General features: G+C 71.2%; 25 protein-coding genes. 13 read left to right on the top strand and 12 right to left on the bottom strand.

The genetic code is table 11. The annotated features are described in order from the left end of the window. The first annotated feature begins 20 nt into the window (after positions 1-20). The gene (locus tag ABR737_RS08760; RefSeq protein ID WP_350249617.1) at positions 21-1142 is read left to right on the top strand and encodes a cation diffusion facilitator family transporter; all 1122 of its coding nucleotides are present in this window, start codon (positions 21-23) and stop codon (positions 1140-1142) included. Between the two features lie 73 nt (positions 1143-1215). Here ABR737_RS08760 and ligD read toward each other — a convergent pair whose 3' ends face one another. Next, complete coding sequence (gene ligD, locus ABR737_RS08765; RefSeq protein ID WP_350249618.1) at positions 1216-2172, bottom strand: non-homologous end-joining DNA ligase; 957 nt, start codon at positions 2170-2172, stop codon at positions 1216-1218. A 790-nt stretch (positions 2173-2962) separates the two neighbouring features. On the opposite strand from ligD, the gene ABR737_RS08770 reads away from it, so the two are divergent. The 5 genes from ABR737_RS08770 (at position 2963) to ABR737_RS08790 (ending at position 7234) form a co-directional block, all read left to right on the top strand. Beyond that, positions 2963-3802 (top strand): hypothetical protein, encoded by an 840-nt coding sequence (locus ABR737_RS08770; protein WP_350249619.1) that lies wholly within the window; start codon positions 2963-2965, stop codon positions 3800-3802. 98 nt (positions 3803-3900) lie between these two features. Beyond that, entirely contained in the window at positions 3901-4302 is a 402-nt protein-coding gene (locus ABR737_RS08775; RefSeq protein WP_350249620.1) for a DUF7144 family membrane protein, read from the top strand. Between the two features lie 44 nt (positions 4303-4346). After that, positions 4347-5738 carry a DUF2252 domain-containing protein gene (locus ABR737_RS08780; protein ID WP_350249621.1) on the top strand — a complete coding sequence of 464 codons (1392 nt, stop codon included), beginning with the start codon at positions 4347-4349 and terminating at the stop codon, positions 5736-5738. 105 nt (positions 5739-5843) lie between these two features. Continuing rightward, positions 5844-6869, top strand: a complete 1026-nt coding sequence (ku, locus tag ABR737_RS08785; RefSeq protein ID WP_350256721.1) for a non-homologous end joining protein Ku — start codon at positions 5844-5846, stop codon at positions 6867-6869. Positions 6870-7012: 143 nt separating this feature from the next. Further along, positions 7013-7234: a DUF6458 family protein gene (locus tag ABR737_RS08790; protein WP_350249622.1), complete on the top strand. Its 222-nt coding sequence runs from the start codon at positions 7013-7015 to the stop codon at positions 7232-7234. A 40-nt stretch (positions 7235-7274) separates the two neighbouring features. On the opposite strand, the gene ABR737_RS08795 is transcribed toward ABR737_RS08790, so the two are convergent. After that, complete coding sequence (locus tag ABR737_RS08795; RefSeq protein WP_350249623.1) at positions 7275-8867, bottom strand: alpha/beta hydrolase; 1593 nt, start codon at positions 8865-8867, stop codon at positions 7275-7277. Between the two features lie 293 nt (positions 8868-9160). Here ABR737_RS08795 and ABR737_RS08800 point away from each other — a divergent pair, with 293 nt between their 5' ends. The 5 genes from ABR737_RS08800 (at position 9161) to ABR737_RS08820 (ending at position 13798) form a co-directional block, all read left to right on the top strand. Then, positions 9161-10153, top strand: a complete 993-nt coding sequence (locus tag ABR737_RS08800; RefSeq protein WP_350249624.1) for a histone protein — start codon at positions 9161-9163, stop codon at positions 10151-10153. Between the two features lie 6 nt (positions 10154-10159). Next, positions 10160-11152 (top strand): SRPBCC family protein, encoded by a 993-nt coding sequence (locus tag ABR737_RS08805; protein ID WP_350249625.1) that lies wholly within the window; start codon positions 10160-10162, stop codon positions 11150-11152. Beyond that, complete coding sequence (locus ABR737_RS08810; RefSeq protein WP_350249626.1) at positions 11149-12090, top strand: Rieske (2Fe-2S) protein; 942 nt, start codon at positions 11149-11151, stop codon at positions 12088-12090. Before ABR737_RS08805 ends, ABR737_RS08810 begins: the two co-directional genes overlap by 4 nt. Positions 12091-12104: 14 nt before the next feature. After that, positions 12105-13073, top strand: a complete 969-nt coding sequence (locus ABR737_RS08815; RefSeq protein ID WP_350249627.1) for an SDR family NAD(P)-dependent oxidoreductase — start codon at positions 12105-12107, stop codon at positions 13071-13073. 188 nt (positions 13074-13261) lie between these two features. Continuing rightward, on the top strand, positions 13262-13798 hold the full coding sequence (locus ABR737_RS08820) for a Dps family protein (protein ID WP_350256722.1): 537 nt from the start codon (positions 13262-13264) through the stop codon (positions 13796-13798). A gap of 100 nt (positions 13799-13898) precedes the next feature. Here ABR737_RS08820 and ABR737_RS08825 read toward each other — a convergent pair whose 3' ends face one another. From ABR737_RS08825 to ABR737_RS08865, 9 genes are all read right to left on the bottom strand, one after another. After that, a complete protein-coding gene (locus ABR737_RS08825; RefSeq protein ID WP_350249628.1) occupies positions 13899-14072 on the bottom strand; it encodes a CsbD family protein in 174 nt (57 codons plus the stop codon). A gap of 17 nt (positions 14073-14089) precedes the next feature. Further along, complete coding sequence (locus ABR737_RS08830) at positions 14090-14497, bottom strand: gas vesicle protein K (RefSeq protein ID WP_350249629.1); 408 nt, start codon at positions 14495-14497, stop codon at positions 14090-14092. Next, positions 14484-14735 (bottom strand): gas vesicle protein, encoded by a 252-nt coding sequence (locus tag ABR737_RS08835; protein WP_350249630.1) that lies wholly within the window; start codon positions 14733-14735, stop codon positions 14484-14486. The genes ABR737_RS08830 and ABR737_RS08835 overlap by 14 nt, the downstream gene beginning before the upstream one ends. Further along, positions 14732-15556: a GvpL/GvpF family gas vesicle protein gene (locus ABR737_RS08840; protein WP_350249631.1), complete on the bottom strand. Its 825-nt coding sequence runs from the start codon at positions 15554-15556 to the stop codon at positions 14732-14734. Before ABR737_RS08840 ends, ABR737_RS08835 begins: the two co-directional genes overlap by 4 nt. Further along, positions 15553-16110, bottom strand: coding sequence for a gas vesicle protein (locus tag ABR737_RS08845; RefSeq protein WP_350249632.1), 558 nt, complete (start codon positions 16108-16110; stop codon positions 15553-15555). The genes ABR737_RS08840 and ABR737_RS08845 overlap by 4 nt, the downstream gene beginning before the upstream one ends. An 84-nt stretch (positions 16111-16194) precedes the next feature. Continuing rightward, positions 16195-16449, bottom strand: a complete 255-nt coding sequence (locus ABR737_RS08850; protein ID WP_328388949.1) for a gas vesicle protein GvpG — start codon at positions 16447-16449, stop codon at positions 16195-16197. Between the two features lie 11 nt (positions 16450-16460). Beyond that, positions 16461-17174: a GvpL/GvpF family gas vesicle protein gene (locus ABR737_RS08855; RefSeq protein ID WP_350249633.1), complete on the bottom strand. Its 714-nt coding sequence runs from the start codon at positions 17172-17174 to the stop codon at positions 16461-16463. Between the two features lie 3 nt (positions 17175-17177). Then, entirely contained in the window at positions 17178-17627 is a 450-nt protein-coding gene (locus ABR737_RS08860) for a gas vesicle structural protein GvpA (protein WP_328388945.1), read from the bottom strand. Between the two features lie 87 nt (positions 17628-17714). Then, the gene (locus tag ABR737_RS08865) at positions 17715-18113 is read right to left on the bottom strand and encodes a gas vesicle protein GvpO (protein ID WP_350249634.1); all 399 of its coding nucleotides are present in this window, start codon (positions 18111-18113) and stop codon (positions 17715-17717) included. Between the two features lie 293 nt (positions 18114-18406). Between ABR737_RS08865 and ABR737_RS08870 the strand changes: the two genes are divergently transcribed. Further along, positions 18407-20575, top strand: a complete 2169-nt coding sequence (locus tag ABR737_RS08870) for a SpoIIE family protein phosphatase (RefSeq protein WP_350249635.1) — start codon at positions 18407-18409, stop codon at positions 20573-20575. A 55-nt stretch (positions 20576-20630) separates the two neighbouring features. Here the strand turns inward: ABR737_RS08870 and ABR737_RS08875 are convergent, their stop codons facing one another. Next, complete coding sequence (locus tag ABR737_RS08875; RefSeq protein ID WP_350256723.1) at positions 20631-21656, bottom strand: PP2C family protein-serine/threonine phosphatase; 1026 nt, start codon at positions 21654-21656, stop codon at positions 20631-20633. Between the two features lie 384 nt (positions 21657-22040). On the opposite strand from ABR737_RS08875, the gene ABR737_RS08880 reads away from it, so the two are divergent. Then, complete coding sequence (locus ABR737_RS08880; RefSeq protein ID WP_350249636.1) at positions 22041-23576, top strand: glutamate synthase subunit beta; 1536 nt, start codon at positions 22041-22043, stop codon at positions 23574-23576. The last annotated feature ends 217 nt before the right edge of the window (positions 23577-23793 follow it).

Below are 23793 nucleotides of genomic sequence, written 5' to 3' on the forward strand. Positions count from 1 at the left end.
CGACGACGGGGAGGCCCCGCTTGTCCCGGCACGCTGAGACCGCGCATCACTCCACCGGCCGACCGGGCCGGGAGGAGAGCAAGGACCAGGAGAGCAAGGAGCAGAGGGGCGAGGACCAGGAGGACAGCCGGACCGCGGTCACCGTTTTCGTGGCGCTCGGCGCCAATCTGGTGATCGCCCTCGCCAAGCTGCTCGGTGGGCTGTTCGCGGGCTCGCCCGCGCTGCTCTCCGAGGCCGCGCACTCGGTGGCCGACAGCCTCAACGAGATCTTCCTGCTCGCCTCTCTCAAGCGCAGCACGCGCGCGCCCGACAGCAAACACCCCTTCGGCTACGGCAAGGAGCGGTACTTCTGGTCCCTGCTCGCCGCCGTCGGCATCTTCGTCATGGGCGGCTGCTTCTCCGTCTTCCAGGGCATCGAGGCACTGCGCTCGGGCAGCTCGGAGAGCCATACGGGCTATGTCGTCGGCCTCATCGTGCTGGCGGTCGCGCTGGTCGCCGAGGGCTCCTCGCTGGTCCGCGCCGTGCTGCAGGTGGCCGGCCAGGCGCGGCGGACCGGCCAAAGCATCCGGGAGGCGATCCGCTCGGCCGACGACCCCGCGTTGCGGACGGTGCTGGCCGAGGACTCGACGGCCTGTTTCGGCGTGTTGCTCGCCATGGCCGGCCTGGGACTGCACATGATCACCGGCGAGGTCCGGTGGGAGGCCTGGGCATCCATGCTCATCGGTGCGCTGCTGGTGTTCGTCGCCTACCAGCTCGCCAAGGAGTCGCGGGGCCAGATCATCGGCGAGGCCGCCGACCCGGCTCTGCGCCGGGCCCTCCTGGAGTTCCTGGAGGAGCAGCCGGAGATCGACACCGTGGCCACCCTGCTGTCGATGCGGCTGGGGACCCGGTCGACGCTGGTCGCGGCCCGTGTCGATCTCGTCGCCGGCCTGGACAGCGAGGAGGTCGAGGAGGTCCTGGTACGGCTGAAGAGGACCATCCGCGAGCGATGGCCGATCGCCGACCAGGTCTTCCTGGACGTCACGGACGCCTCGCCGGGGGACCGGGAACGGGCGCGTCAGGAGCGGCGGCGGCTGGACCAGGCGGTGGACGGCGAGCCCGGGCAGGAATCCGGGCGGGACGGGGCGGCGTGGGAGGGGTGAGGTGCGCCGGACGGGGGGTGGTGAGCGGGGCCCCGCCCAGCGCCGGGCCCCCGCTCACCACCGCTTCGTCCGCTCACCGCAACGCGTTCAGCCGCCGTCGTGCCGGATTCAGCGAACGCCCGCGGGCCGGCACCCCGGACCACGGCCGTGACCCCGCCTGTTCCAGAACCCCGGCGACATCCTTCAACGACCAGCTCTGCGCCGTGAGTTGCGGGTCGTCGAGCTGCTTCCGGCTGATCGGCGCGGCGACCGGGGCGCCCGGCCGGGGCCGCAGCGACCAAGGGGCGACGGCCGTCTGTGCATAGGCGTTGCGCTGCACATCGAGGTAGAGCCGGTCGCCGCGCGACTTCTTGCGTACGGCGGTGGTCAGCCGGTCCGGATGGCGCTCCGCCAGCACCTGCGCCACCTCCTGGGCGAAGCCGCGTACCGCGTCGAAGTCACCGGTGCCGTCCAGCGGGACCGTGATGTGCAGCCCCTTCGAGCCGGTGGTCATCAGGAAGGACGGGAGGCCGAGCTCATCGAGCAGCGCGCAGAGCTGCCGCGCCGCCTCCCGTACGGCCTCGAAGTCCGGGCCCGGCGGGTCCAGATCGAACACCAGCCGGTCCGGGTGGTCGGGCCGGGCGGCACGCGACAGCCAGCGGTGAAAGGTGAGACATGCCTGGTCGGCGAGGAAGAGGAGGGTCGCCTTGTCGTCGCAGACGGTATGGGTGACGCTACCGCCCTCCTTGGTGACCCGCGCCCGCCGGATCCAGTCGGGGTAGTGGTCCGGGGTGTCCTTCTGCATGAACTGCGGGCCACCCAGCCCCTCCGGAAGCCGCTCCAGCATCAGTGGCCGTCCGCGCAGTTGCGGGAGCATGGATGCGGCCACCCGGCGGTAGTAGCCGACGACATCGGCCTTGGTCAGGCCGTCGTCGGGAAACAGCACCTTGTCCGGACGGTGGACCTCCACCGTGCGGCGGCCCGCACGCACTGTGTCCGTGGCCGTCCTAGCGGCCGTTTTCGCGTGTGTGCCGGGGCCCGTGGCGTTCATGCGGCGGGGTTACCCGCTCCCCGTCGTCGTACGCTCGCGCGTCCGGGTGACGGGGTGCGCGGCGCTGCGCCCGTCCGCCTCCCGTCTGGCCGAGTGGCCCCCGCCGTCGCAGAGTGGGGACGTACGCCGGGCAGCCGGGTTCGTGGGGAGCACTTCGCATGGTCGCCATTCGTGGGGAGCGCTGCGCATGGTCGGCGCAGGACCGGCAAGGAGACCAGCATGCCGCACGGAGCGCGCGTAAGGCGCTCGGCCGCCGAGGAAGCGACGCGTGAGGAGCACATGACAGTGCGACAGCCACCAGGACCGCCAGGGCCCGGCCATCCGGATCCGGTGCCGCCCACACCGGGTCCGGGACCCGGCCCGCCCGGCCCCACGCCGGGCCCGGCGCCCGGCCCCGTCCCCGCCCCGGGCCCCGATCCGGTGCCCCCGCCGGTGCCGGCGCCCGAACCGGACCCGGTCCCGCCCCACCCCGCACCACCGACACCGGGACCGGAGCCGGGCCCCGCGCCCGATCCGGTGCCCGCGCCGGGCACCGGCACGGCGGGAACCGGCACGGCGGGCACCGACGCGGCGGCCGGACCACCGCGCCATCGAACTGACCGGCACCCGCCCGGCACAGCCATGAGCCCGTGGAGCTGCCGCCCCGTGGACTGCGAGTGAGTCCCGTGAACGCCGACCCGTCGGCCGCCGGCCCGTAAACCGCTCCGCCACCAGGGCCGAGCAGGGAGAACGCCGGAAGACCTGACGAGGCGCTACCGGCATTCCCGTACGAGATCGTTAGGCTCGGCAGGTGGGCCCTTCCGAGGAGCGTTCCGAGGGCGCGGGACCGTTCACCACCCGGCTGACCTGGCGCCTCGCGGCAGGCGACACCGCCATCTGGGAGTCGCGGGCGGCCCGCAAGCGCGGGACGCTCGCCGTGCGGCCCGCCGGGGCCACCCGCACCAGCGCGCGGCGCGCCGACGCCCCGGCACTGGTCCGGCTGAGCAGACTCAACAACATCGCCGCGGTCTCCTTCCTTCTCGGCGGGGCGCTGTTCGCCCTCGGTGCGGCACTCGCCCAGTTCGGCTCCGAGCGATCGACCGTGACCGCCACGATCTACTTCATCGGCGGGGCGTTCTTCACCCTCGGCGGCTATGCCTCACTCGTCCAGGCCATCAACGCGCCGCGCCGGGAGAGTACGGCGGGTGCGCTGACCAAGCACCGTTTCCGCTGGTGGAGCTATGAACCGGGCCGCATCGACTGGCTGACCACCTTCCTGCTGTTCGCCGGGACGCTGGTGTTCGGCATCAACTTGCTGGATGCGTTTCTGCAGGGGCTCACGGCCCAGCAGATGAACCGGCTGGTCTGGGCGCCCGACATGATCGGCTGCCTGCTGTTCCTGATTTCCGGGCAGCTGGCGGTCGTCGAGGTCTGCCATCGCCTGCTGTGTCTCCAGAGGCGCAGCCTCGGCTGGTGGATCGTCGCGGTCAATCAGCTCGGTTCCCTGCTCTTCATGGTGTCCGCGGTGGCCGCGTTCACCCGGCCGGAGACCGACAGTCCGGTCAGCGTCGGCATCGCCAATTGGGGGACCCTCACGGGAGCGCTGTGCTTTGCGCTGGCCGGGGTCTTCCAGGCCTTCGAACGCCCCTGACATGCGGCTGACCGGTACCTGTGCAAACGTGAATTAGCTGTATCGACGGTCGGCAGGTCCGGTTCGGACGGCCAGGTTTCTCAAGTGAGGAGTGACCCATGGCCACGCAGAAGCAGAGCGTGAGCGGATGGACAGCCTTCGCCGCAGTACTGATGATCTTCGGTGGCGCCATGGCCTTCCTGGAGGGCATCTCCGCCATCGCGCACGACCAGCTCTTCGTCACCACGCGGAACTACGTGTTCTCCTTCAACCTCACGGGCTGGGGCTGGATCCACCTCATCCTGGGCATCATTATTCTCCTCGCGGGTGTCGCACTGCTCGCCACCGGCGCGATGTGGGCACGGGTGATCGGCGTCATCCTGGCGGGCCTCGGCGCGCTGGCGAACTTCCTGTGGATCCCCCACTACCCGTTCTGGGCCATCGTGCTGGTCGCCATCAACATCTTCATCATCTGGGCGCTGTGTACGGACAACCACCATCACACCGCGGCCACCCGGTGACCTGACACACCGGCCCCGGCACACTCGCCGCTCCGGCAACGGCCATGACCTCCGCACCCACCCCGCAGGAACGCGCGGAACAGGGCAGGGCACTTCGCTCCGAAGTGCCCCGCTCGTGTCATGCGGAGTTCAGCCCGACGGCTTCCCGTGCCGATCCGGTGGACATCATCGAACGGCAGTCGGCCCTGCGGGTACCGGAGTTGGTGCCGCTGCGCTACGGGCGGATGCTGGAGTCGCCCTTCCGCTTCTACCGCGGCGCCGCCGCCATCATGGCGGCGGACCTCGCGACGACACCGTCCACCGGGCTGCGGACCCAGCTGTGCGGGGACGCCCATCTGCTGAATTTCCGGCTGCTGGCCTCCCCCGAACGCCATCTGATGTTCGATCTCAACGACTTCGACGAGACCTTGCCAGGACCGTGGGAGTGGGACGTCAAACGGCTGGCGGCCAGCTTCGCCATCGCGGGGCGCGGGAACGGCTTCCCGCAGAAGGTGCGGACCGGCATCGTCCGGGCCGCCGGCGCGTCCTACCGCGAGCAGATGCGCCGCTACGCGGACATGCGCACCCTGGAGGTCTGGTACGCCCATGCCGATATGGCCGATGTGGAGGCCGAGGAAGCGCAAGAGCTGACCAGCAGAGGCCGTGCGGAGCTGGCCCGCGCCATGGCGGAGGCCCGTACGCGCGACACCGTGCAGGCCTACCACAAACTGACCCGGAGGAACGGCGGCGAGGTGCGGATCGCCGCCGACCCACCGCTGATCGTGCCGCTGGACGATCTGCTGCCGGACATCGAACGCGACCAGCTGACGGACCAGATCCGCCAACTGGTCCAGGACTACGGCCGCACGCTGCGTTCGGATCACCGCCGGCTGCTGGAGCAGTACCGGGTCGTCGACGTGGCGCGCAAGGTCGTCGGGGTCGGCAGTGTGGGCACCCGTTGCTGGATCGTGCTGCTGCTCGGCAAGGACACGGACGACCCGTTGCTGCTGCAGGCCAAGGAGGCCGACGAGTCCGTACTCGCCGCCTACGCCGGCCAGAGCCTCTACTCCCACCAGGGCGAACGCGTCGTGGCCGGCCAGCGGCTGATGCAGGCCGCCGGCGACATCTTCCTCGGCTGGGCGCGGACCACCGGCATCGACGGACGCCAACGCGACTTCTACGTACGCCAGCTGCGTGACTGGAAGGGCATCATGCCGGCGGACGCGATGGTGCCGACGGGTATGCGGCGGTTCGCCGTACGCTGCGGGGCCACCCTGGCCCGCGCGCACGCCAGGTCCGGCGACCGGATCGCGATCGGTGCCTATCTCGGCAGCGGCACGGTCTTCGAGGAGTCGCTGACGCGGTTCGCGGAGCGCTACGCGGACCGCAACGAACTCGATCACCAGGCGCTGCGGGAGGCGGTCCGCAGCGGCCGGGTCGCGGCCGCGTCCTCCTGAGCGGCCGGGCAGCCACCGGATGGGCGCACCCCGATTCGTCCGGGATGTACGCTCCGTCCGCCCCGCCTAGCATGGTGCCGAATGGCTCCGATGAAGGCGGCCCCCATGCGCCCCACGGCGAAGTTCTCCATCAGCTTCGGCCTGGTCACGATCCCGGTCGCCGCGTACAACGCCACGGACAGCTCCACGTCGGTCAGCTTTGTGCGGATTCATACGGCGGACGGCGGCCGGGTGCGCAATCAGCCCGTCTGCTCGCTGGAGGGCATCGAGATCACCCCGGACGAGATCGGCCGGGGCTACAAGCCCGACGGCACCGACACCGTCGTACCGCTGAGCGACGACGATCTGGACGCGCTGCCGCTGCCGACCGCGAAGACGCTGACGATCCTGGCCTTCGTCGCCGGCGGCGACATCGACCCGCTGCAGATGGGCAAGGGGTACTACCTGGGCATCGACAGCCCCGCCGCGGCCAAGCCCTACGCCCTGCTGCGCGAGGCGATGGAGCGGCATCAGCGCGTCGGGCTCGGCAAGATCGCACTGCACGGGCGGGAGACGCTGGCGATGATCCGCCCGGTGGAGGGCGCGCTGGTCATGCAGGTGCTGCTGTGGCCGCACCAGATCCGCTCACTGGACGGGGTGCTGCCCGAGCGGCAGGCGGAGGTCGCCCCGGCCGAGGTGGCGGCCGCGGAGACGCTGATGGACTCCTTCGGCGAGCTGTCGGAGGACGATGTGCACGATCACTACCGTGAAGCGCTGGAAGAGATCGTGGCGGCGAAGCTGGCGCATCGCGAGCCGGAATTCCCGGCCGGCGAGGAGCAGCCGGCCGGGCAGGTGATGGACCTGATGGCGGCCCTCCAGGACAGCGTCCGCGCGGCCAGGAAGTCCCGCGGCGAGGACGAGGACGAGGGCGCCGAGGGCTCCTCGGGCGGCGGCGCCGGATCGGGCCGCACCACGAAGAAGAGCACGGCGAAGAAGAGCACGGCAAAGAAGGCGGCAGCGCAGAAGACGGCAGCAAAGAAGTCCGCCGGCGCCAAGACCGCGGCCGGCAAGACCGCCGCGAAGAAGACCGCTGCCAAGAAGGCGGCCCCGGCGAAGAAGAGCGCGAGCGGGGGCGGGCGGCGGGCCGGCTGAGCCCCGCCCGGTGGTCGGCTGAGCCCCGCCCGGGGCCCGGCACCACCGGCCGCCGCCCGCCCCCGGCGCACATAAGGCGCCCGCTCCGGGGTACGCGCTCCCTCAACAGGCCTTACGGGCCGGACAGTTATGGAGGCGACGCCATGGGTATCGGCGGGTGCATCGTGCTGCTCGCGGTGGGGGCCATCCTCACGTTCGCGGTGGACTGGCACATCGCAGGGATCAACGTCGACCTGGTGGGGATCATCATGATGATCGTCGGCATCATCGGCATCGCCACGTATGTGAGCATCCTGAAGCGGCGTCGTACGCAGCCGCCTTCCCCCGGCGCCCCCGTCGTCGACGTCGAGGACAACTACAGGTAGCCGTTGACGGAGGGCCGCTTCAGCGCCGCCGGTAGGGCCCTCAGCCGCAGGAGATCTTCCCCTTCGGCAGGGTGCCGTTCAGCAGGAAGTCGTCGACCTGGCCTTGCACACAGGGGTCGCCGGTGGTGTAGGCGGCGTGCCCCTCGCCGCGGAAGGTCAGCACGACGCTGGAATTGTCCAGCTCACGGGCCATGTTGAAGGCACCCTGGTACGGGGTCGCCGGATCGTTGGTGGTCGCGACGAGCAGTATCGACGGCGCGTCGGGCGCCGCGACATCCCGGGAGGCGTCGTCGCCCGCCACAGGCCAGGAGTGGCAGTCCAGCAGGGTCGGGGCGATGTCCGGGCCGAAGAGCGGGGACGCCTCGGTGAGTTCGCGCTCCGCCCGGGGGTAATCACGTTCGCCGTAGCGTTCCGAGGTGTCCCGGCAGGAGATCGCCCGCAGGGCCAGCTGATCCTGCGACGGTAGGTCGTCCTGGCCGACCCGCCGTGCCGGGACGCTGTCGGCACGGGCGGGACGGGCGGCACTGCCGCTTCCCGCGTCACTCAGGCGGAGAACCCCCGAGGCGTCACCGCGTCGCAGCTGCGCCAGCGCCTGCCGCAGCGCCGGCCAGTCGCTCTTGCTGTACAGCGCCTCACGCAAGGCGTACACATAGGTGGTCTCGTCCACCATCTCCCCCTTCGCCTTCATCGGCTGCCCGCTCAGCTCCCGGTACCACGCCCGTAGTTGATCCTGCGCCTTGTGCTCGTCGGTGCCCAGCGGGCAGTCCGGCTGGTGGGTGCAGTCGGCGGCGAAGTCGTCCAGCGCCCGCTGGAACCCCCGGGCCTGGGACAGCGCGGTCTGCCATTGGTTCTTGGTCGGGTCCTCGACGCTGTCCAGGACCATCCGGCCGACCTTGTGCGGGAACTCGTGGGCGTAGACCGCCCCGAGCTTGGTGCCGTACGAGAACCCCAGGTAGTTGAGCTTGTCGTCGCGGACCGCGGCGCGCAGGACGTCCATGTCCCGGGCGACATCAGGGGTGCCGACCCACCGCAGCAACGCCCCGGAGTAGCGGCCGCAGGCCTCGTTGATGCGCTTCTCCTTCGCGGCGAGGCTGTCGTCGGCGGCCTTGCCCGAGGGGGGAGCGAGCTTGCTGCCGCAGGAGACCGGGTCGGTGTGGCCGGTGCCGCGCGGATCGAAGCTCACGATGTCGTAGCGCTGTCCCAGCCGGGCGAAGGCGCTCCCGCTGTCGGTCAGGTAGTTGACGCCGGAAGCACCCGGTCCACCGGGGTTGAGCACCAGGGAACCGATCCGTTTACCGGGCCCTGTCGCCTTCAGCCGGATCAGCTGGACCTGCATCCTGTGCTGTCCGGGGTCGCGGTAGTCGCGTGGGACCTCCAGCCGGGCGCACTCCAGACGCTTGCGGAAGCCGGGCGGCTGACCGGTGCCGTCGCTCCGCGCACCGTCCTGCAGATCCTTGCCGCAGGGTTCCCAGGACAGTTTCTGCTGGTAGAAGGAGGTCAGGTCCGGATCGTCGGCTGCCGCCGCGGCCGGGGTTCCCGCGAACCCGCCGAGCAGCGCCGCCACCGCGGCCACCGCCAGCAGGCGCACCGGTGCGCCGAGCCGGCGAACACACCGCGCTGCCCCTACTCCCATACGAGACGGCGCACGGCGTGTTCCCGGCATAGTCCGAGCGTAGGTCGGTTGTCCGGCGCCCGCACACCTGCCGCGATGCCGCTGCCGCGGTGCGCCGTACCCCGCGTGCGCCTCGCCACGCAACAGGACCGGACGCCTCCTCAGGGTGACCGCACAGAGCCTTTCGGGCCGCTCGAGATGCGGCGGCCAGGACACCGATCACTCTGGAGACAGGGCAGAACTGTGCCGCAGTGCGGCGGCGGCCCTTGCACGAACGCCGATCGGCCGCAAGTCCGGGAAAGGGTGACACACCCATGAATGACGCATCCAAGGTCCTGCTGGCCGCTGCACTTGCCGGCGGCTATGTACTGGGCCGTACGAAGAAGGGCCGGTTCGCGCTCACGGTGGCGTCCTATATCGCCGGACGCCAATTCGGGCTGGAACCACGCCAGCTCGTGGTCCAGGGGATGCGCAAGCTGGGTGAGATCCCCCAGGTCGCGGAGCTGGGTGACCAACTGCGCGGAGAAGTGATGGACGCCGGCCGGAAGGCCTTGACGACGGCCGCCAACCGCCGTCTGACGACGCTCGCTGACACCCTCCACGACCGGTCCCTCAAGCTCGATGCCATCGGGCTGGAGCCGGAGGAGGAAGAGGAAGAGGAAGAGGGGGAGTACGCGTACGACGAGGAAGAGGAGGGCGAGGAGCCCGAAGACGAGTACGAGGAGGACGAGGAGGACGAGGAGGAAGAGCCGGAGGAGGAAGAGCCGGAGGAGGAGTACGAGGACGAGGAAGAAGAGGAAGAAGAGGAGCCGGAGGAAGAGCCCGAGGAGCGGCCGGCTCGGCGCACCCCGCGGGCCGCTGCGAAGCCGGAGCCGCGCAAGCGTGCATCGGAGGCGAAACGGGGCGCCCCGGCGAAGAAGGGCGCACAGCGGCCGCCGGCCAAGAAGTCCGCGGCGACGTCCGCGGTGAAGAAGACGGCCGGGAAGAAGGCTGCCGCGGGACGGACGGCCGCGAAGAAGACGACACCCGCGAAAAAGACCGCCGCCAAGAAGACAGCGGCCAAGAAGACGACGACGGCGCGGAAGGCTGCCGAGAAGGCCCCGGCCAAGAAGGCGGCTCCGGCAAAGAAAGCCGCGGCAAAGAAGACCGCAGCGAAGAAGACGGCAGCCACGAAGACGGCCGCGAAGAAGACGGCGCCCGCCAAGAAAGCCACTGCTAAGAAGACCGCGGCAGGAAAGAAGGCAGCCCCCGCTGCGAAGAAGACCGCCAAGAAGACATCATCATCGCGCACCGAGCGCCGGAGGTAACCGGTCATGGCCAAGACGGGACAGGACAACGCGGACTCGGGACTCGATCGACTGCGCAGCGAACTCGGCGGCTACGCCACGAAATGGGTGGGGAATCTGGCCGAGCGGGCCGGCGGCAAACTGATGGATGTGACGGACCAGCTCACCGATGTCGCCGAGAACGGCGGCTCGCTGTCCAAGATCGCGGGCAATCTCCTCGGCGGCGACTCCCCCGTCAAAGCCGCCGTGAAGGGGACGGCGGAGAACGTCAAGGACACCGTGGTGGACAAGGCCAAGGGCCTCTTCGGCGGCAAGAAGCGCAAATCGGGGGACAAGAAGGTCACCAACATCATCGAAGTCCTGGATATCGGGGTTCCCCTGCGCTTCGCCTACGACCACTGGACGCAGTACGAGAAGTTCAGCAGCTTCACCAAGGGCGTACGCAGTGTGTCGCTGCACGACGAGACGTCCAGTGACTGGAAGGCCAAGGTCGGACCGTCGACCCGCGGGTGGAAGGCGACCGTTCAGGAGCAGGTTCCTGACGAACGCATCATCTGGACGTCCGAAGGCGCCAAGGGATCGACCCGCGGTGCCGTCAGTTTTCACGAACTGGGGCCCAATCTGACCCGCATCGTGCTGGTCGTCGAGTACTACGCCTCGGGATTCTTCGAGAAGACCGGCAATATCTGGCGGGCCCAGGGACGCCGGCTGCGGCTGGACTTCAAGCACTTCCAGCGCTACGTCACCCTCACCGATGAGGAGCCCGAGGGCTGGCGCGGGGAAATCCGCGACGGCGAGGTCGTACGGAGCCACGAAGAGGCCATCGAGGAAGAAGAGGCCGAGGGCGAAGAGACCGAAGACGAAGAGGCCGAGGGCTACGAGGGCGAGGACGGCGAGGAGGAGGACGAGGACGAGGAGGCCGAAGGCGAAGAGGGCGACGAGGAGGAGGAAGAGGAAGAGCCCGAGGAGGAGTACGAGGACGAGGAAGAAGAGGAAGAAGAGCCGGAGGAAGAGGAATGAGAGCGGCATCCTCCGCGGCTCTCGCGGCGGGCGGCGCCACCGCAGCAGGCGCCACCGCAACAGCCGCCGCCCGGGCTGCGGAATCCTGTGTGGTAGCCCTGGACGCGCTGGGCCGCCTGGAGAAGCTGGATTCCCTGATCGGCCCGTTGCAGCGGGTGGTGCGCGGCCTGCCGCTGGGCCGTTACCGCGATGTGCTGCACGGCCTGCCGATCGGCCACCCGCTGCACCCCGCCCTGGTACAGGTGCCCATGGGCGCCTGGCTGTCCGCCGCGGTGCTGGACGCCGTCCCGGGGACCCGGCGCGGTGCCCGCCTCCTGGTGGGGGTGGGCATCCTTACGGCCGGTCCTGCCGCGTGGGCCGGCTGGGTGGACTGGGCCGAGCAGCACGAGGACCAGATGCGTACCGGACTGGTGCACGCGGCGTCGATCGCCGTGGCCGTAGGGCTGTACGCGCGGTCGTGGGTGCAGCGCGGCCGCGGCCACACGGTGCGGGGCAAGGTGCTCGGATTCGCGGGGCTGTGCGCGGCCGGGACCGGCGGAATGCTCGGCGGGCACCTCGCCTACCGGCAGGCCGCGGGTGCCAACAAGGCGGAGCCGGTGCCGCACCTGCTGGACGAGGGCTGGCACCCCGTGGGCAGGGTCGAGGACTTCCCGGTCGGCGAGGCGGTGCGCCGGGAACTGGGCGAGGTCCCGTTGCTGGTGGTGCGGCTGCCGGGCGGGCACCTCCACGTCCTCGCCGGGCGGTGCAGCCACCTCTCGGGGCCCCTGACGGAGGGCACGATCACCGACGGCTGCGTGGTGTGCCCCTGGCACGGCAGCACCTTCCGGCTGTCCGACGGCGCGAATGTCCGTGGCCCGGCCACCGCTCCCCAGCCGTCCTTCCAGGTGAGCGTGGACGGGGAGGGCACCGTCCGGGTACGGCTGCCCGGCGCCGGCTGAGGGAAGGGATCGTCATGCGTGTGCTTCCGGCCGCTCCTTCGATCGAAGGGCTCACCGCCGTCGTCACCGGCGGCTCGCGGGGGCTCGGGCTGCTCCTGGCCCGCCAACTGCTGCGGCGCGGCTGTGATGTGGTGCTGCTGGCCCGGGACGAGGCCGAACTCGGTCGGGCCGTCGGCAGGCTGGCCCAGTGGCGCGGCGGCACGGTGCGCCCAGTGGTGTGCGATGTGCGGGACCGGGCCGCGCTGCAGGACCGCCTCGCGGAGATCGCCAGGGCCCACGACGGGCTGGACATCGTCATCGCCAACGCCGGCATCATCCAGGTCGGCCCGGCCGAAGCGCTCGGCCCGGACGGCTTCCAGGAGGCGATGGACTCCATCTTCCACGGCGCCCTGAACACCGCCCAAGCCGCACTCCCCCACCTCCGGCGCAGTCCGGCCGGCGGCAGGCTGGCGCTCATCGGATCCGTCGGGGGGCTGCTGGCGGTGCCGCACCTGCTGCCGTACTCCTGCGCCAAGTCGGCGGTGGCCGCGCTGGCCGAGGGGCTGCGCGCGGAGGAGGGCGCACACGGCGTCTCGGTGACCGCGGTCCACCCCGGCCTGATGCGCACCGGATCGCACCTCCATGCCCTCTTCGGCGGGGACCGGCGCCGGGAGTACGCCTGGTTCTCGGCACTGGCCGGGGCCCCGGTGCTGTCCATGAGCGCCGAACGGGCCGCGGAACGCATCGTCTCCGCGCTGCAGCGGCGCCGTCCCCGCATCGTGCTGACACCGGCCGCCAGGCTCGGTGCCAGGGCACACGGGCTGGCGCCGGTGACGACCACCCGGCTGGTGTCGGCGGTCGCCCGGGTGCTGCCCCGCGACGGCGCCCGCGGCACCGTCGACGGCTCGACGGTCGCGGCCGGGGAGCAGCCGCCGGCCCGGCGGCTGCGCAGTGTGCTCGGCGCCCTCAACGAACGGGCGGCCGACCGCTACAACCAGCGCTGACCGCATCCGGTGCGACCGCGCAGTCCGTCCCCCGCCCACGATGGCGGTTACGGAAATCCAGGGGCGGGTGCGTGTTTTCGGGCGGAGTTGCCGGGCACGCGGATTTTCACCACAGGAAGACCCCACCTGTGGTGAAAGGAGACTTCACCGTGCCAGCGAGCAATTCCCCCGAGTACACCGTTCCCGGCATGACGGAGGCCGAAGGCGGAGAGGTCATCGCGCGGCTGCGGCTCCGGCTGCATGCGCTCAATGACCTGGCACTCACCCTCAAGCATGTGCACTGGAATGTCGTGGGGCCGCATTTCATCGCCGTCCACGAAATGCTCGACCCGCAGGTCGAGGCCGTCCGCTCGATGGTCGACGCCACGGCCGAACGCATCGCCACGCTCGGCGGCTCCCCGACGGGTACGCCGGGCGCCCTGACCGCCGAGCGGACCTGGGAGGACTACTCCGTCGGACGGGCGCAGGCGATCGAGCACCTGGGAGCGCTGGACGTCGTCTACTCGGGGGTCATCAAGGACCATCGCGAGGCGGTGGCCGCCACCGAGAAGACCGATCCGGTGACGCAGGACCTGCTGATCGAGCATCTGCGGTCGCTGGAACTGTTCCAGTGGTTCGTCCGGGCCCACCTGGAGAGCGCCGGCGGCAAGCTCAGCACCGGCTCCGACGACGGGGAGTTCGCGGCCGGCCGCGCGGCCGTCGACCAGGCACGGCGACAGCCCTGAGCCGCACCGGGGCGGGCCCGGCCGCCGGGCCGGTCACCGCGCCCGGCCCGGCCGTCACACCATGTGCAACGGCCGGGCCGGGCTGCCGGTGCCGCAACCGTCAGTGCTTGAAGGTGTCCCTGCCCTTCTCCACTGCCTGACGCATTTTCCCCAGAGCCTGTTCGGTCTTTCCTCTTCGCTGCAGGCTCTTGTTACCGAGGGCCCTTCCGGTCGTTTCCTTGGCCTTTCCCTCGACGATATGGCCGATGTTCCTGGCCTTCTTTCCCATGCCCATGTCGTACTCCTTCGAGGTCATTCGGCGGGGGGCAACAGCGTCCCGAGCGGACCGAGATCCAAATTCAGGTCCCGCATCGAAAGGTCGTATTGCGCGCAGAGTTCCACCATGCGGTCATGGAGGATCATCAGCGTCGCTCCCAGGCGTTCCTCCTGTTCCTCGGTGAGGTCTCCGGCGTCGACCCGCTGCAGGGCCTGGCGTTCCATGAGCTGGCGCAGCAGCTCGACCAGGGTGAGGACGAGTTTGATCAGGTCCCGCTCGACCGTGTCGGGGTCGGCGCTGACCCGGTGTGCCGGCCTTCGTGGTCCCGGCCCGGCCGGGGGCCGGACGTCCTGCGGTGTGGAGGGCAGCAGCTGGAAGGCACGGGCGGCCGCATCGGCGACATCGTCGAAGCGGCTGCCGGGGCGGCGGTCACCGGCTGTCATCGTCGTCCCGTACCAGGGGTGCGGTGGAGCGCCACGGGGAGGGGTTCTGTTCGCTGATGGAGACGATCAGGGCGCGCAGCGAGATGCGTACGAGGTCGATATCGGCGATGGACAGGACGATGTCCCCGGTGAGGACCACGCCTCCGCTGAGCAGCCGGTCCAGCAGGTCGATCAGGGCGATCTGCCGGTCCGGCAGGGGCTCGTCCGCCTTGGCCGGCGGCCCGCCCGCCGGCCTCACGGGGCGGCTCGCTTCAGCGGTTCGGCTTCGGGGGGCGTGGCGAAGGAGTACGGGGCCCAGGGCCCGGTGACCTCGACGCGCACCCCGGAGCTTCCCTCCGCTGCCCGGGAGACCTCGGCCCGGAAGCTCTCGCCGTGCTCCAGCGGTACGAGGTAAGCGTCGTTGATGACGTTCTCCCCGGGGCCACGGGCGAGTTCACCCTGCTGCACCCGGTGCTGGACCCGGTCGACCGCATGGCCGCGGGCCGCTTCCTCCACGCGCCGGGAGACCTCTTCGGCATCCCGGTAGGCGTCCTCGCGGGCGTGCCGCTGTGCCTTGCGGTGGCTGAGGTAGGCCCGTCCGGGGCTCAGGTCCGCGTCCGCGTCCGCGGGCGGCTCGGCGGGCCGGCCGGTGGCCGCGGGCGCCTCGACGTAGATCTTCACGCCCCACTCCGTGTGCGCGGCCAGGTCGGACAGCCGCTCGGCGAACGCCTCCTGGCGGGTGCCGAGCATCTGCCGCACCCGGGCGTCGTCGAGGTAGACCGTCGCCAGACGGAGCGGCAGGACGGTGGTGCGGGCGGCCAGCGCCTCGATCACCCGGTGGTGGGCGCGGGCCACCGACTCCAGCCAGTCCAGGTCCTCCAGATGCGCGCGCAGTGCGGTCTCTTCGAAGTCCTGCTCGGGTACGGCGCCCACGGCGACCACCACCTCGCCGCGGTCTGCCGCGCGCACCAGGTGCACCGGCCCGTCCGCGACGCCCGGCAGCCCGGTCAGGGCCTCCTCCAGCGAGCCGTCGGGGTCCTGCGCGACGGCGTAGGCGTAGGTGACGCTCTCGGTCGTCATGACTCGTCCCGCCGCTTGTTACGGGGCGCGGCCCGTTTGGCGCGTGACGTGCGCGTGGGGCGTGAGGCGCGGGAGGAGCGGCGGGTGGCGGCCGGGCGGTCCGCCTCCTCCGCGTCCTCGTACTCTTCTGTCTCCTCGGCCTCCTCCGCGTAGTCCCCGGCTTCGTCCTCGCCTTCCTCCTCGGCGTCCTCCTCGTCCGCGGCCGGGTACAGCTCGCTGCTCTCGCGCAGGGCCGCGATCTCGGCGCGCAGCCGCTTGTTCTCCTCCGCGAGCGAGTGGTGGCCGTCGGCGGCGCGGGAGGAGAGTGACGGGTCGTGCTCCCACCAGTCGATGCCCATCTCCTTCGCCTTGTCCACCGAGGCGATCAGCAGGCGCAGCTTGATGGTGAGCAGTTCGATGTCCAGCAGATTGATCTGGATATCGCCCGCGATGACGATGCCCTTGTCCAGGACCCGCTCCAGGATGTCGGCGAGATTGGCCGAGGAGCCCTGGCCGCTGTACGGGCCGGCCCTGGACGGGTAGTCACCCGTCCTCCGGGCGACGGGTTCGTTCACGGCCGCTGCACCTCGTTTCCCTCATCTCCCGGCGTGGCGACGGGTGCGCGTTCCCGCGTCCCGTCGCCGCGCCGGCCGTCGTGGTCAGGTGGTGTCGGTGCCCTGGGCATGGGCCCTGATCTCGTCCAGCCGGTCCAGGAGTTCGTCCTCGCGCCGGTCGAAGGCCTCCTCGGAGATCTCTCCCGCCAGCAAGGCCCGTTCCAGCTCGGCGAGTTCCCGCTCGATGGGTTCGGGGTCGTAGTACTCGTTCTCCGCGGCCTCCAGCGCGCGTTCCATGACCCATGCCACGCCGCGCACCGGCGCCAGCGGAAAGGTGGCGATCTGGCTCAACAGGCCCATGAGGGGCCTCCCTAGACGAAGCTGTAGGCGGGAAGCGGGCCGAGCAGCCGGAGGTCGAAGTCCTCCCCCAGCTCCTTGGCGAGATCCTGCTCAGCAGCGAGGAAACTCTTCTCGTTGTCCCGTTCCACGAGGAAGGACACGCTCAGGAAATCGTTCCCGGCCGGCTGGGACCCGCTCTCCTCCTGGGCGAACCCACGCAGCGCATCGAGGACTTGGCCGGCCAGCCGGTCCTGCCGTGCCTGCACTTCCTGGGAGACCAGTTCACCCAGGGCGAGCGGCAGGTCGGGGCTTCCGGTGCCGCTTCTGATCTGCTCGTTGAGCGCACGGGCCTCATCCGACTCCTGCAGGATCTGCCGCAGCATCGCCTCCTCCTCCTGGGCGGCCTTCAGGTGGTATTCGGCACAGCCCGCCAGCGCCTCCAGCCGCTCGGTGAATTCCTCCGCACGCTCCTCCAGCACGTCCCGCACGGCGTCGTCGTCGGTGGTCGTGAAGCCGAACTGCAGGGGCAGGACCGTGCCGTCGGCCATCAGCTGCTCCTGGACGGCCTGGTGGGCGGCGAGGTCGCGGCGCTTGGGACGCAGCTCCTCGGGGGCGTCGCTGACGACCGCGGAGAGCTCCTCGGTCTGCACCGTGCGCAGGGTGGACGGCGGTTTCCCCACCCCGTCCAGGCCCTCGAGTCGTTGTGGGTGGGTGGTCGCGACAATGGAGTACACGTAGACGGACATCGCTCATTCCTTTCGGCGCCGGGCCGGCCGGCGAGCCGGGCGCTCGCGCCGCTCGGCGGGCTCCTTGTGCCTCTCCTCGCGCTCCTCGTCCCCGCCGCCCTTGAGGGCGTCGGTCACCGCTTCCGCGGCCCCGGACAGCGCGCCCTTGGCCTTGCCGTGCGAACCGCCCTCGGTGACCTCGCCGACGATGTCGGTCAGCTGGGAGGGAGCCTTGCGCCCCTCCTCCAGGTCGAGGCGGTTACAGGCCTCGGCGAAGCGCAGGTAGGTGTCGACGCTCGCCACGACGATGCGGGCATCGATCTTGAGGATTTCGATACCCACCAGCGACACACGCACGAAGACGTCGATGACCAGCCCGCGGTCCAGGATCAGGTCGAGGATGTCGTAGAGATTTCCGGAGCCCCCTCCGCCGCCGGTGGCGACGGGTCCTCCGCCTTGCGGCACCACAGTCACGGTGCCTCCTTTCACCGGCCCACCCCGTCGGGTGCGGAGTGGCCGTGTCGTTCGCCTGACGAACGCTCCGCCACGGCAACCGGGTCCTCAACGCCGGTCGATCTGGCCTCGGGTGTAGCGGCGGGTGCGCTCGTACGCCACCAGCTCGCCCTCCTTGTCCAGCACCACCCGGTACGTCGCCATCACGCTGGTGGTCGCGGGGACACGTTCCAGCTCCAGGACTTCCACGTCCGCCTGCCAGCCGTCCTCCGTCGGCTTCACCGAGGAGACGGACTCGGGCGCCCGGCCCAGCAGCTCTTCCAGTTGCTCGGCCGCGTACCGCATGGCACGTGGCGCGGAAACGCGGCGGGCCGTGCGCTCCGTTTCGCTTTCGCTCTCGCGGCGGTCGGCCCGAACACTGCTGGTTTTCCTGGCGGTCTTCCTGGCGGTCTTCTTACCGGACGGACGCCGGGTTTCTCCGGCCTCGTCCTCTTCGTCTGCGGCCATGTTCCCTCTCCGGAATCGGAGGCGACATGCTGCCCGCGTCACTGCTACGCGACGCCATTACATGATATACGGGCTCAGCTCACCGCATCTCGGGCAGGTCAGGGCGTTACCGGGAGGTATCGGGGCGGCCCCGGAGCGGCCCGGCAACGAATGCCGCCGCCCGGTCGGCGGCGTAACCTCGGGACTGTCCCGTCAGAGACGCCAGGACAGCGACGTCCTGACGGTCTCGGCACGGGGAGAACCGGCGCGCCGGAGTGAGCCTCGATGGCACGACAGCTGTGTGCGGGTGTGCGATGACCGGCGGCGCCGGAGCCGACCCGGTGGGCCGGGAACTGCTGTGCGCGCTGCGGGAGACCGGAGCGTCGGCCGGCGGGCTGTATGTGCGGGCGGACGACGAGCCGGTGCTGCAGCTGACCGTCATGAGCGGGCTCCCGGCGCCCTTCCTGGCGCCCTGGAGCCGGGTGGCGCTGGCAGCGCCGATCCCGGTCGCCGTCGCCTCGCGCGAACAGCGCCTGGTGTGGGCGGGCGGCCGGCGGCAGCTGTCCCGTGACTTCCCCCGTACCGCGGTGGCCGTGCCCTATGAGTTCTCGCTGGCGGCCGCGCCGGTCGGCGGCACCATCGGCCCCCGGGGGGCGCTGCTGTTGCTGTGGCCGGCCGACCACGCACCACGGCTCTCGGCGGACGAGCGCGCGGCGATGGAGGCCTCGTGCCGACGCCTGGCGGCACTGCTGCGGGAACGCCCCCGGGCCGAAGGCTCCGCTCCCCCGGCCGGTGGCCCCGCTTCCCGGCCCGATGCCTCCGCTTCCGCGTCCGCGGGGCCGCGGGTGCTGACCATCCCGCCGGCACGGACCGTGGGCCCGGACGAGGCGCGGGCGGCGGCCGACTGTCTGGAGCGGCTGCCCGGCGGCTGCTGCGCCCTCGACCTGGAAGGACGTATCACCCTGGTGACAACCGGCGCGGCCGGGCTGCTCGGCGAGCGGGACAGCCGGCTGATCGGCGCGCGCCCCTGGGAGATCCTGCCGTGGCTGCGCGACCCGGCCTTCGAGGACCGCTACCGTGCCGCGGTGATCAGTCGCCGGCCGGTGTCGTTCACCGCCTGCCGGCCACCGGATCAGTGGCTCACCTTCCGGCTGTTCCCGGACGGCAGGGGCCTGAGCGTGTGGATCACTCCCTCGGGCAAGGACCACAGCCCGGTGGAGCCGTATCCCACACCGGCCGACGTCATGCCCGCACGGGCCGGCCAGGTCTACCACGTGCTGCATCTTTCGGCCGCTCTCACCGAGGCCGTGGGGGTCCAGGACGTCGTCGATCTCGTCGCCGACCAGATCGTGCCGGCGTTCGGTGCCCAGGGCATGATCATGTACTCCGCTGAGGCGGGCCGGCTGCGGACCATCGGCCACCGCGGCTACTCCGCCGAGGCCGTCGACGCCTTCGAAGGCGTCGCCCTCGGCGCCGCCGTCAGCCCCGCCGTCCATGCCCTCGCCACCGGTGAACCCAGCTTCTACACCACCCGCGAGGAGATGGAACGCGACTACCCGGGACTGCCGCAGCTGACCGGCAAGGCGGCCCGGGCGGTGCTGCCGCTGATCGTGTCCGGCCGCCCGGTCGGCTGCTGCATCCTCTCGTACACCCGGCCCCGTACGTTCAGCCAGGACGAGCAGCAGGTCCTCACCTCGCTCGCCGGCCTGATCGCCCAGGCGCTCGACCGTGCCCGGCTCTACGACACCAAGCAGCAACTGGCGCACGATCTGCAGGCCGCCCTGCTGCCGCACGGCCTGCCCCGGGTACCGGGCTTCGCCGTCGCCGCCCGCTATCTGCCGGCGACCCGCGGTATGGACATCGGCGGCGACTTCTACGATCTGATCCGCCTCGACGGCGACAGCATCGCCGCCGTCATCGGCGATGTGCAGGGCCACAACGCGGCCGCCGCCGCCTTCATGGGGCAGGCCCGCACCGCCGTCCGCGCCTATGCGACCGCCGGCGCCTCCCCCGCCGAGGTACTGGCGCGGACGAACCGGCTGCTGGCCGACCTGGACCCGGATCTGTTCACCAGCTGTCTGTACGTCCATATCGACCTGCGCACCCGGCGGGCGTGCCTGGCCGGCGCCGGCCATCCGCCGCCGCTGCTGCGTCACCCCGACCGGCACACCACGGTGCTGCACATCCCTCCGGGGCTGCTCCTGGGCGTCGAGCCCGGTGCCCGGTACACCGCCACAGAGATCACCCTGCCGCCGCAGTCCGTGCTGGCCCTGTACACCGACGGCCTGGTCGAAACGCCGGGCACCGATCCGGAGCACTCCGTCGCCGACCTCGCCCGGCGCCTCAACGACGCGCCGCCGGTGGGTCCGGAACGCCTCGCCGACGCCCTCCTGGAATGCCGGCAGGACGATACGGAACGGCAGGACGACGTGGCCCTGATGCTGCTCGCCGCCTTGCCGGCCGGGCCGGTCACACCCGTTTGACCCGCCCGGTGCACCTGCCTGCCCCGGAGGAGAGGACATGTGCCGTTGACTCAGTTCAGCTGTGCGCAGGGGAGGTTGCCGGCAAGGACGGCAAGGACGCACCACGCCGGGTGACGGCCAGGATGGCCATGTCGTCCTGGTGGTTGTCCCCGGTCCAGCGGCCGACGTCCTTGGTCAGGGCCTCCACCAGCGCCTCCGGTTCGGTGAACCGTCTGCCCATACGGCGCGAGGAGACCGGATCGTAGAAGGTGCCCGCCGCGTCCCTGGCCTCGGTGACACCGTCGGTGACCAGCAGCAGCGAGGCGCCCAGGGGCAGCCGCACCACATCGACGGGCGCGGAGCCGGCCGGTGCGGTGTCCCCCAGTCCCATGCCGAGAGGCAGCTGCGGGAGGGTCGGGTCGAGCCGTACGAGCTGCCCGCCGTGGACCAGGTACGGCGGCGGATGCCCGCGGTTGACCAGGCTCAGCGCCCCGCCGTCGTCGGACACCTCGGCCAGCACGGCGGTGGTGAATCCTTCGGTGGAGGTCACCGGGCCGCTCCTGGCCGCGGCCCTGGCCATGGCCTCGTCCAGCCGCTGGACCAGGGTGGCCAGGGTGGGGGCGTACTCCGCCTCCTGACGGAAGGCGCCGATGGCGACGGACACGGCGGCGACGGCCTCCATCCCTTTGCCCCGTACATCCCCGATGATCATCCGCACCCCGAACGGCGTCTCCTGCACCGCGTAGAGATCGCCGCCGATCCGCGCCTCGGCCTGCGCCGCGGTGTACCCGGCAGCCACCGCCAGCGGCCCGACCTCCCGGGGCGGATCGGGGAGCACAGCGCGCTGGACCGCCTCCGCCACATCCCTGGCCAGGGCGAGGTCGCGCCCTTGGCGCAGCAGGAGCCGGTTGACCGCGAGCGCCAGCACACCGATCAGGCCGACCACGGCCAGATCGACGTACCGAGGCGTCGCCGGACGTCCGCGTTCGAGATCCAGCCCGACCGAGACCACACAGGCGACAGCCACGACGACGCACGCGGAACGGAAGGAGAGCATGGCACCCGCGACCAGCGGTGCGGCCGCCAGCAGCGGGAGGCCCATGTACGGCTGAGGCGCGAAGAGGTTCAGCAGGATGCCGGCCAGGAGGGCCAGCGCCACGAGCGTCCACGACCCTCTCACCGGCGTGGGCTGCAAACTCTTCACCGTGCCCCTCTCGCTGCCGGGCCGCGCGCGACGCGGAAGATACGCGAGACCTCCCGATGGATTCACATATACGCCTTGTGGGCCGGATGCGCCCGCCGCTGGATCGGGGGGACCGGGCGGGGAGCCGGCGCGGCCCGCGGCCGGGACGCGGGTCCCTCTCCGGGAAACGGCCCCTCACAGCGAGCTTCCCCGTCAGCCTTCGACCACTGAAACCGGGACAAAGCAGGCGTAGGCTGACCTGAACCGCCGTATAGCACCGCGAGTGAGCGAGGGAGGCGGGGCATGACCGATCCTCGCGGCTTCCTCAAGTTCCCCCGCCGGCCCGTCCCGCCGCGCCCCGTCGAAGAACGGCTGAACGACTGGGACGAGGTCTACGCCGGGCAGGCACTGCTCCCGCTGGTGTCCGAGCAGGCGGACCGCTGCATGGACTGCGGCATACCGTTCTGTCACAGCGGCTGCCCCTTGGGGAACCTCATCCCCGAGTGGAACGCGTACGCGGCACGGGGCGACTGGCGGGCCGCGGCCGAGCGGCTGCACGCGACGAACAACTTCCCCGAGTTCACCGGGCGGCTGTGCCCGGCGCCGTGCGAGACCGCCTGTGTGCTGGCCCTCAACGCCGATCCGGTGACGATCAAAAACGTCGAGGAGACCATCGCGGACCAGATCTGGGAGCGCGGCTATGCGGCGCCGCATCCGCCGGAGCGGCTGAGCGGGAAGACCGTCGCGGTCATCGGCTCCGGCCCCGCGGGGCTGGCGGCGGCACAACAGCTCACCCGCATCGGCCATACCGTCGTGGTCTACGAACGCGCCGACCGCGTCGGCGGCCTGCTGCGCTACGGCATCCCCGCGTTCAAGCTGGCCAAGCGGCATCTGGACCGCCGCATCGAGCAGATGCGGGCGGAGGGCACCAAGTTCCGCACCGGCGTGGACGTCGGCAGCGATGTCGACGCCACCGAGCTCCGCAGGCGCCATGACGCGGTGGTCCTCGCCGTCGGGGCCACCCAACAGCGGGAGCTGCCCGTGCCCGGCCGCGAGCTGTACGGCATCCACCAGGCCATGGACTACCTGCCCCTGGCCAACCGGGTCGTGGAGGGCGACTACGCCGTACCCCCGGTCACCGCGGAGGGCAAGCATGTGGTGATCGTCGGCGGCGGGGACACCGGCTCGGACTGCCTGGGCACCGCCCTGCGCCAGGGCGCGGCCTCCGTCGTACAGCTGGACATCAACCCGGAGCCCGGCGACGCCCGGCCGGACCGCGAGCCCTGGCCCGTCTATCCGAAGGTCTACCGGATCTCCCATGCCCATGAAGAGGCCCGGGGCCGGAAAGGCACGGATCCGAGGGTCTTCTCCTCCGCCACTCTCCACTTCGAAGGGACCACGGCGGGTCAGGTGTGCGCGCTGCGCCTGACCGAGGTGGAGCCCACGGCCCGAAGGCCGCGGCCGGAGACCGAGCGGGTGATCCCGGCGGAGCTGGTGCTGCTCGCCCTGGGCTTCTCCGGTCCCGAGCGGGGCAGCGGTCTGATCCGGCAGCTGGGGCTCACGCTGGACGAACGGGGGAACTTCGCCCGGGACGGGGGCTTCGCGGCCGTGGCGGCAGGGATGGCCGGGCAGGTCAGGCACGCCGGGCAGGCCGGGCGGGCCACCCCCATCGGTCCGGACGGGGTCTTCGTCGCGGGCGACGCCGGGCGCGGCCAGTCCCTGGTGGTGTGGGCCATCGCCGAGGGGCGGGCCACCGCGGCGGCCGCGGACCGGTATCTGACCGGCTCCACCGCGCTTCCCGCCCCGATCGGCCCCCGCGACCGGCCCCTGGTGGCCTAACGCCACGGGGAGCCGTCGCCGCTCGCGTGCCGCGGGGGTTGACGAGTGGCCCCGTGTGCGGATCGATGGTTTTACCCGGCACCGGACCAGGGAAGCAGCGCAGTCACCACGCCACACCGATCACAACGACACCAGCACGCAACAGTGCCCCCAGCGCCCACCTCGCCCGATACTTGCACCACCGATTCCCGGCACGTCGGAGGCCGAAGCGAACATG

This window comes from Streptomyces sp. Edi2 (genome assembly GCF_040253635.1).
GTDB lineage: Bacteria > Actinomycetota > Actinomycetes > Streptomycetales > Streptomycetaceae > Streptomyces.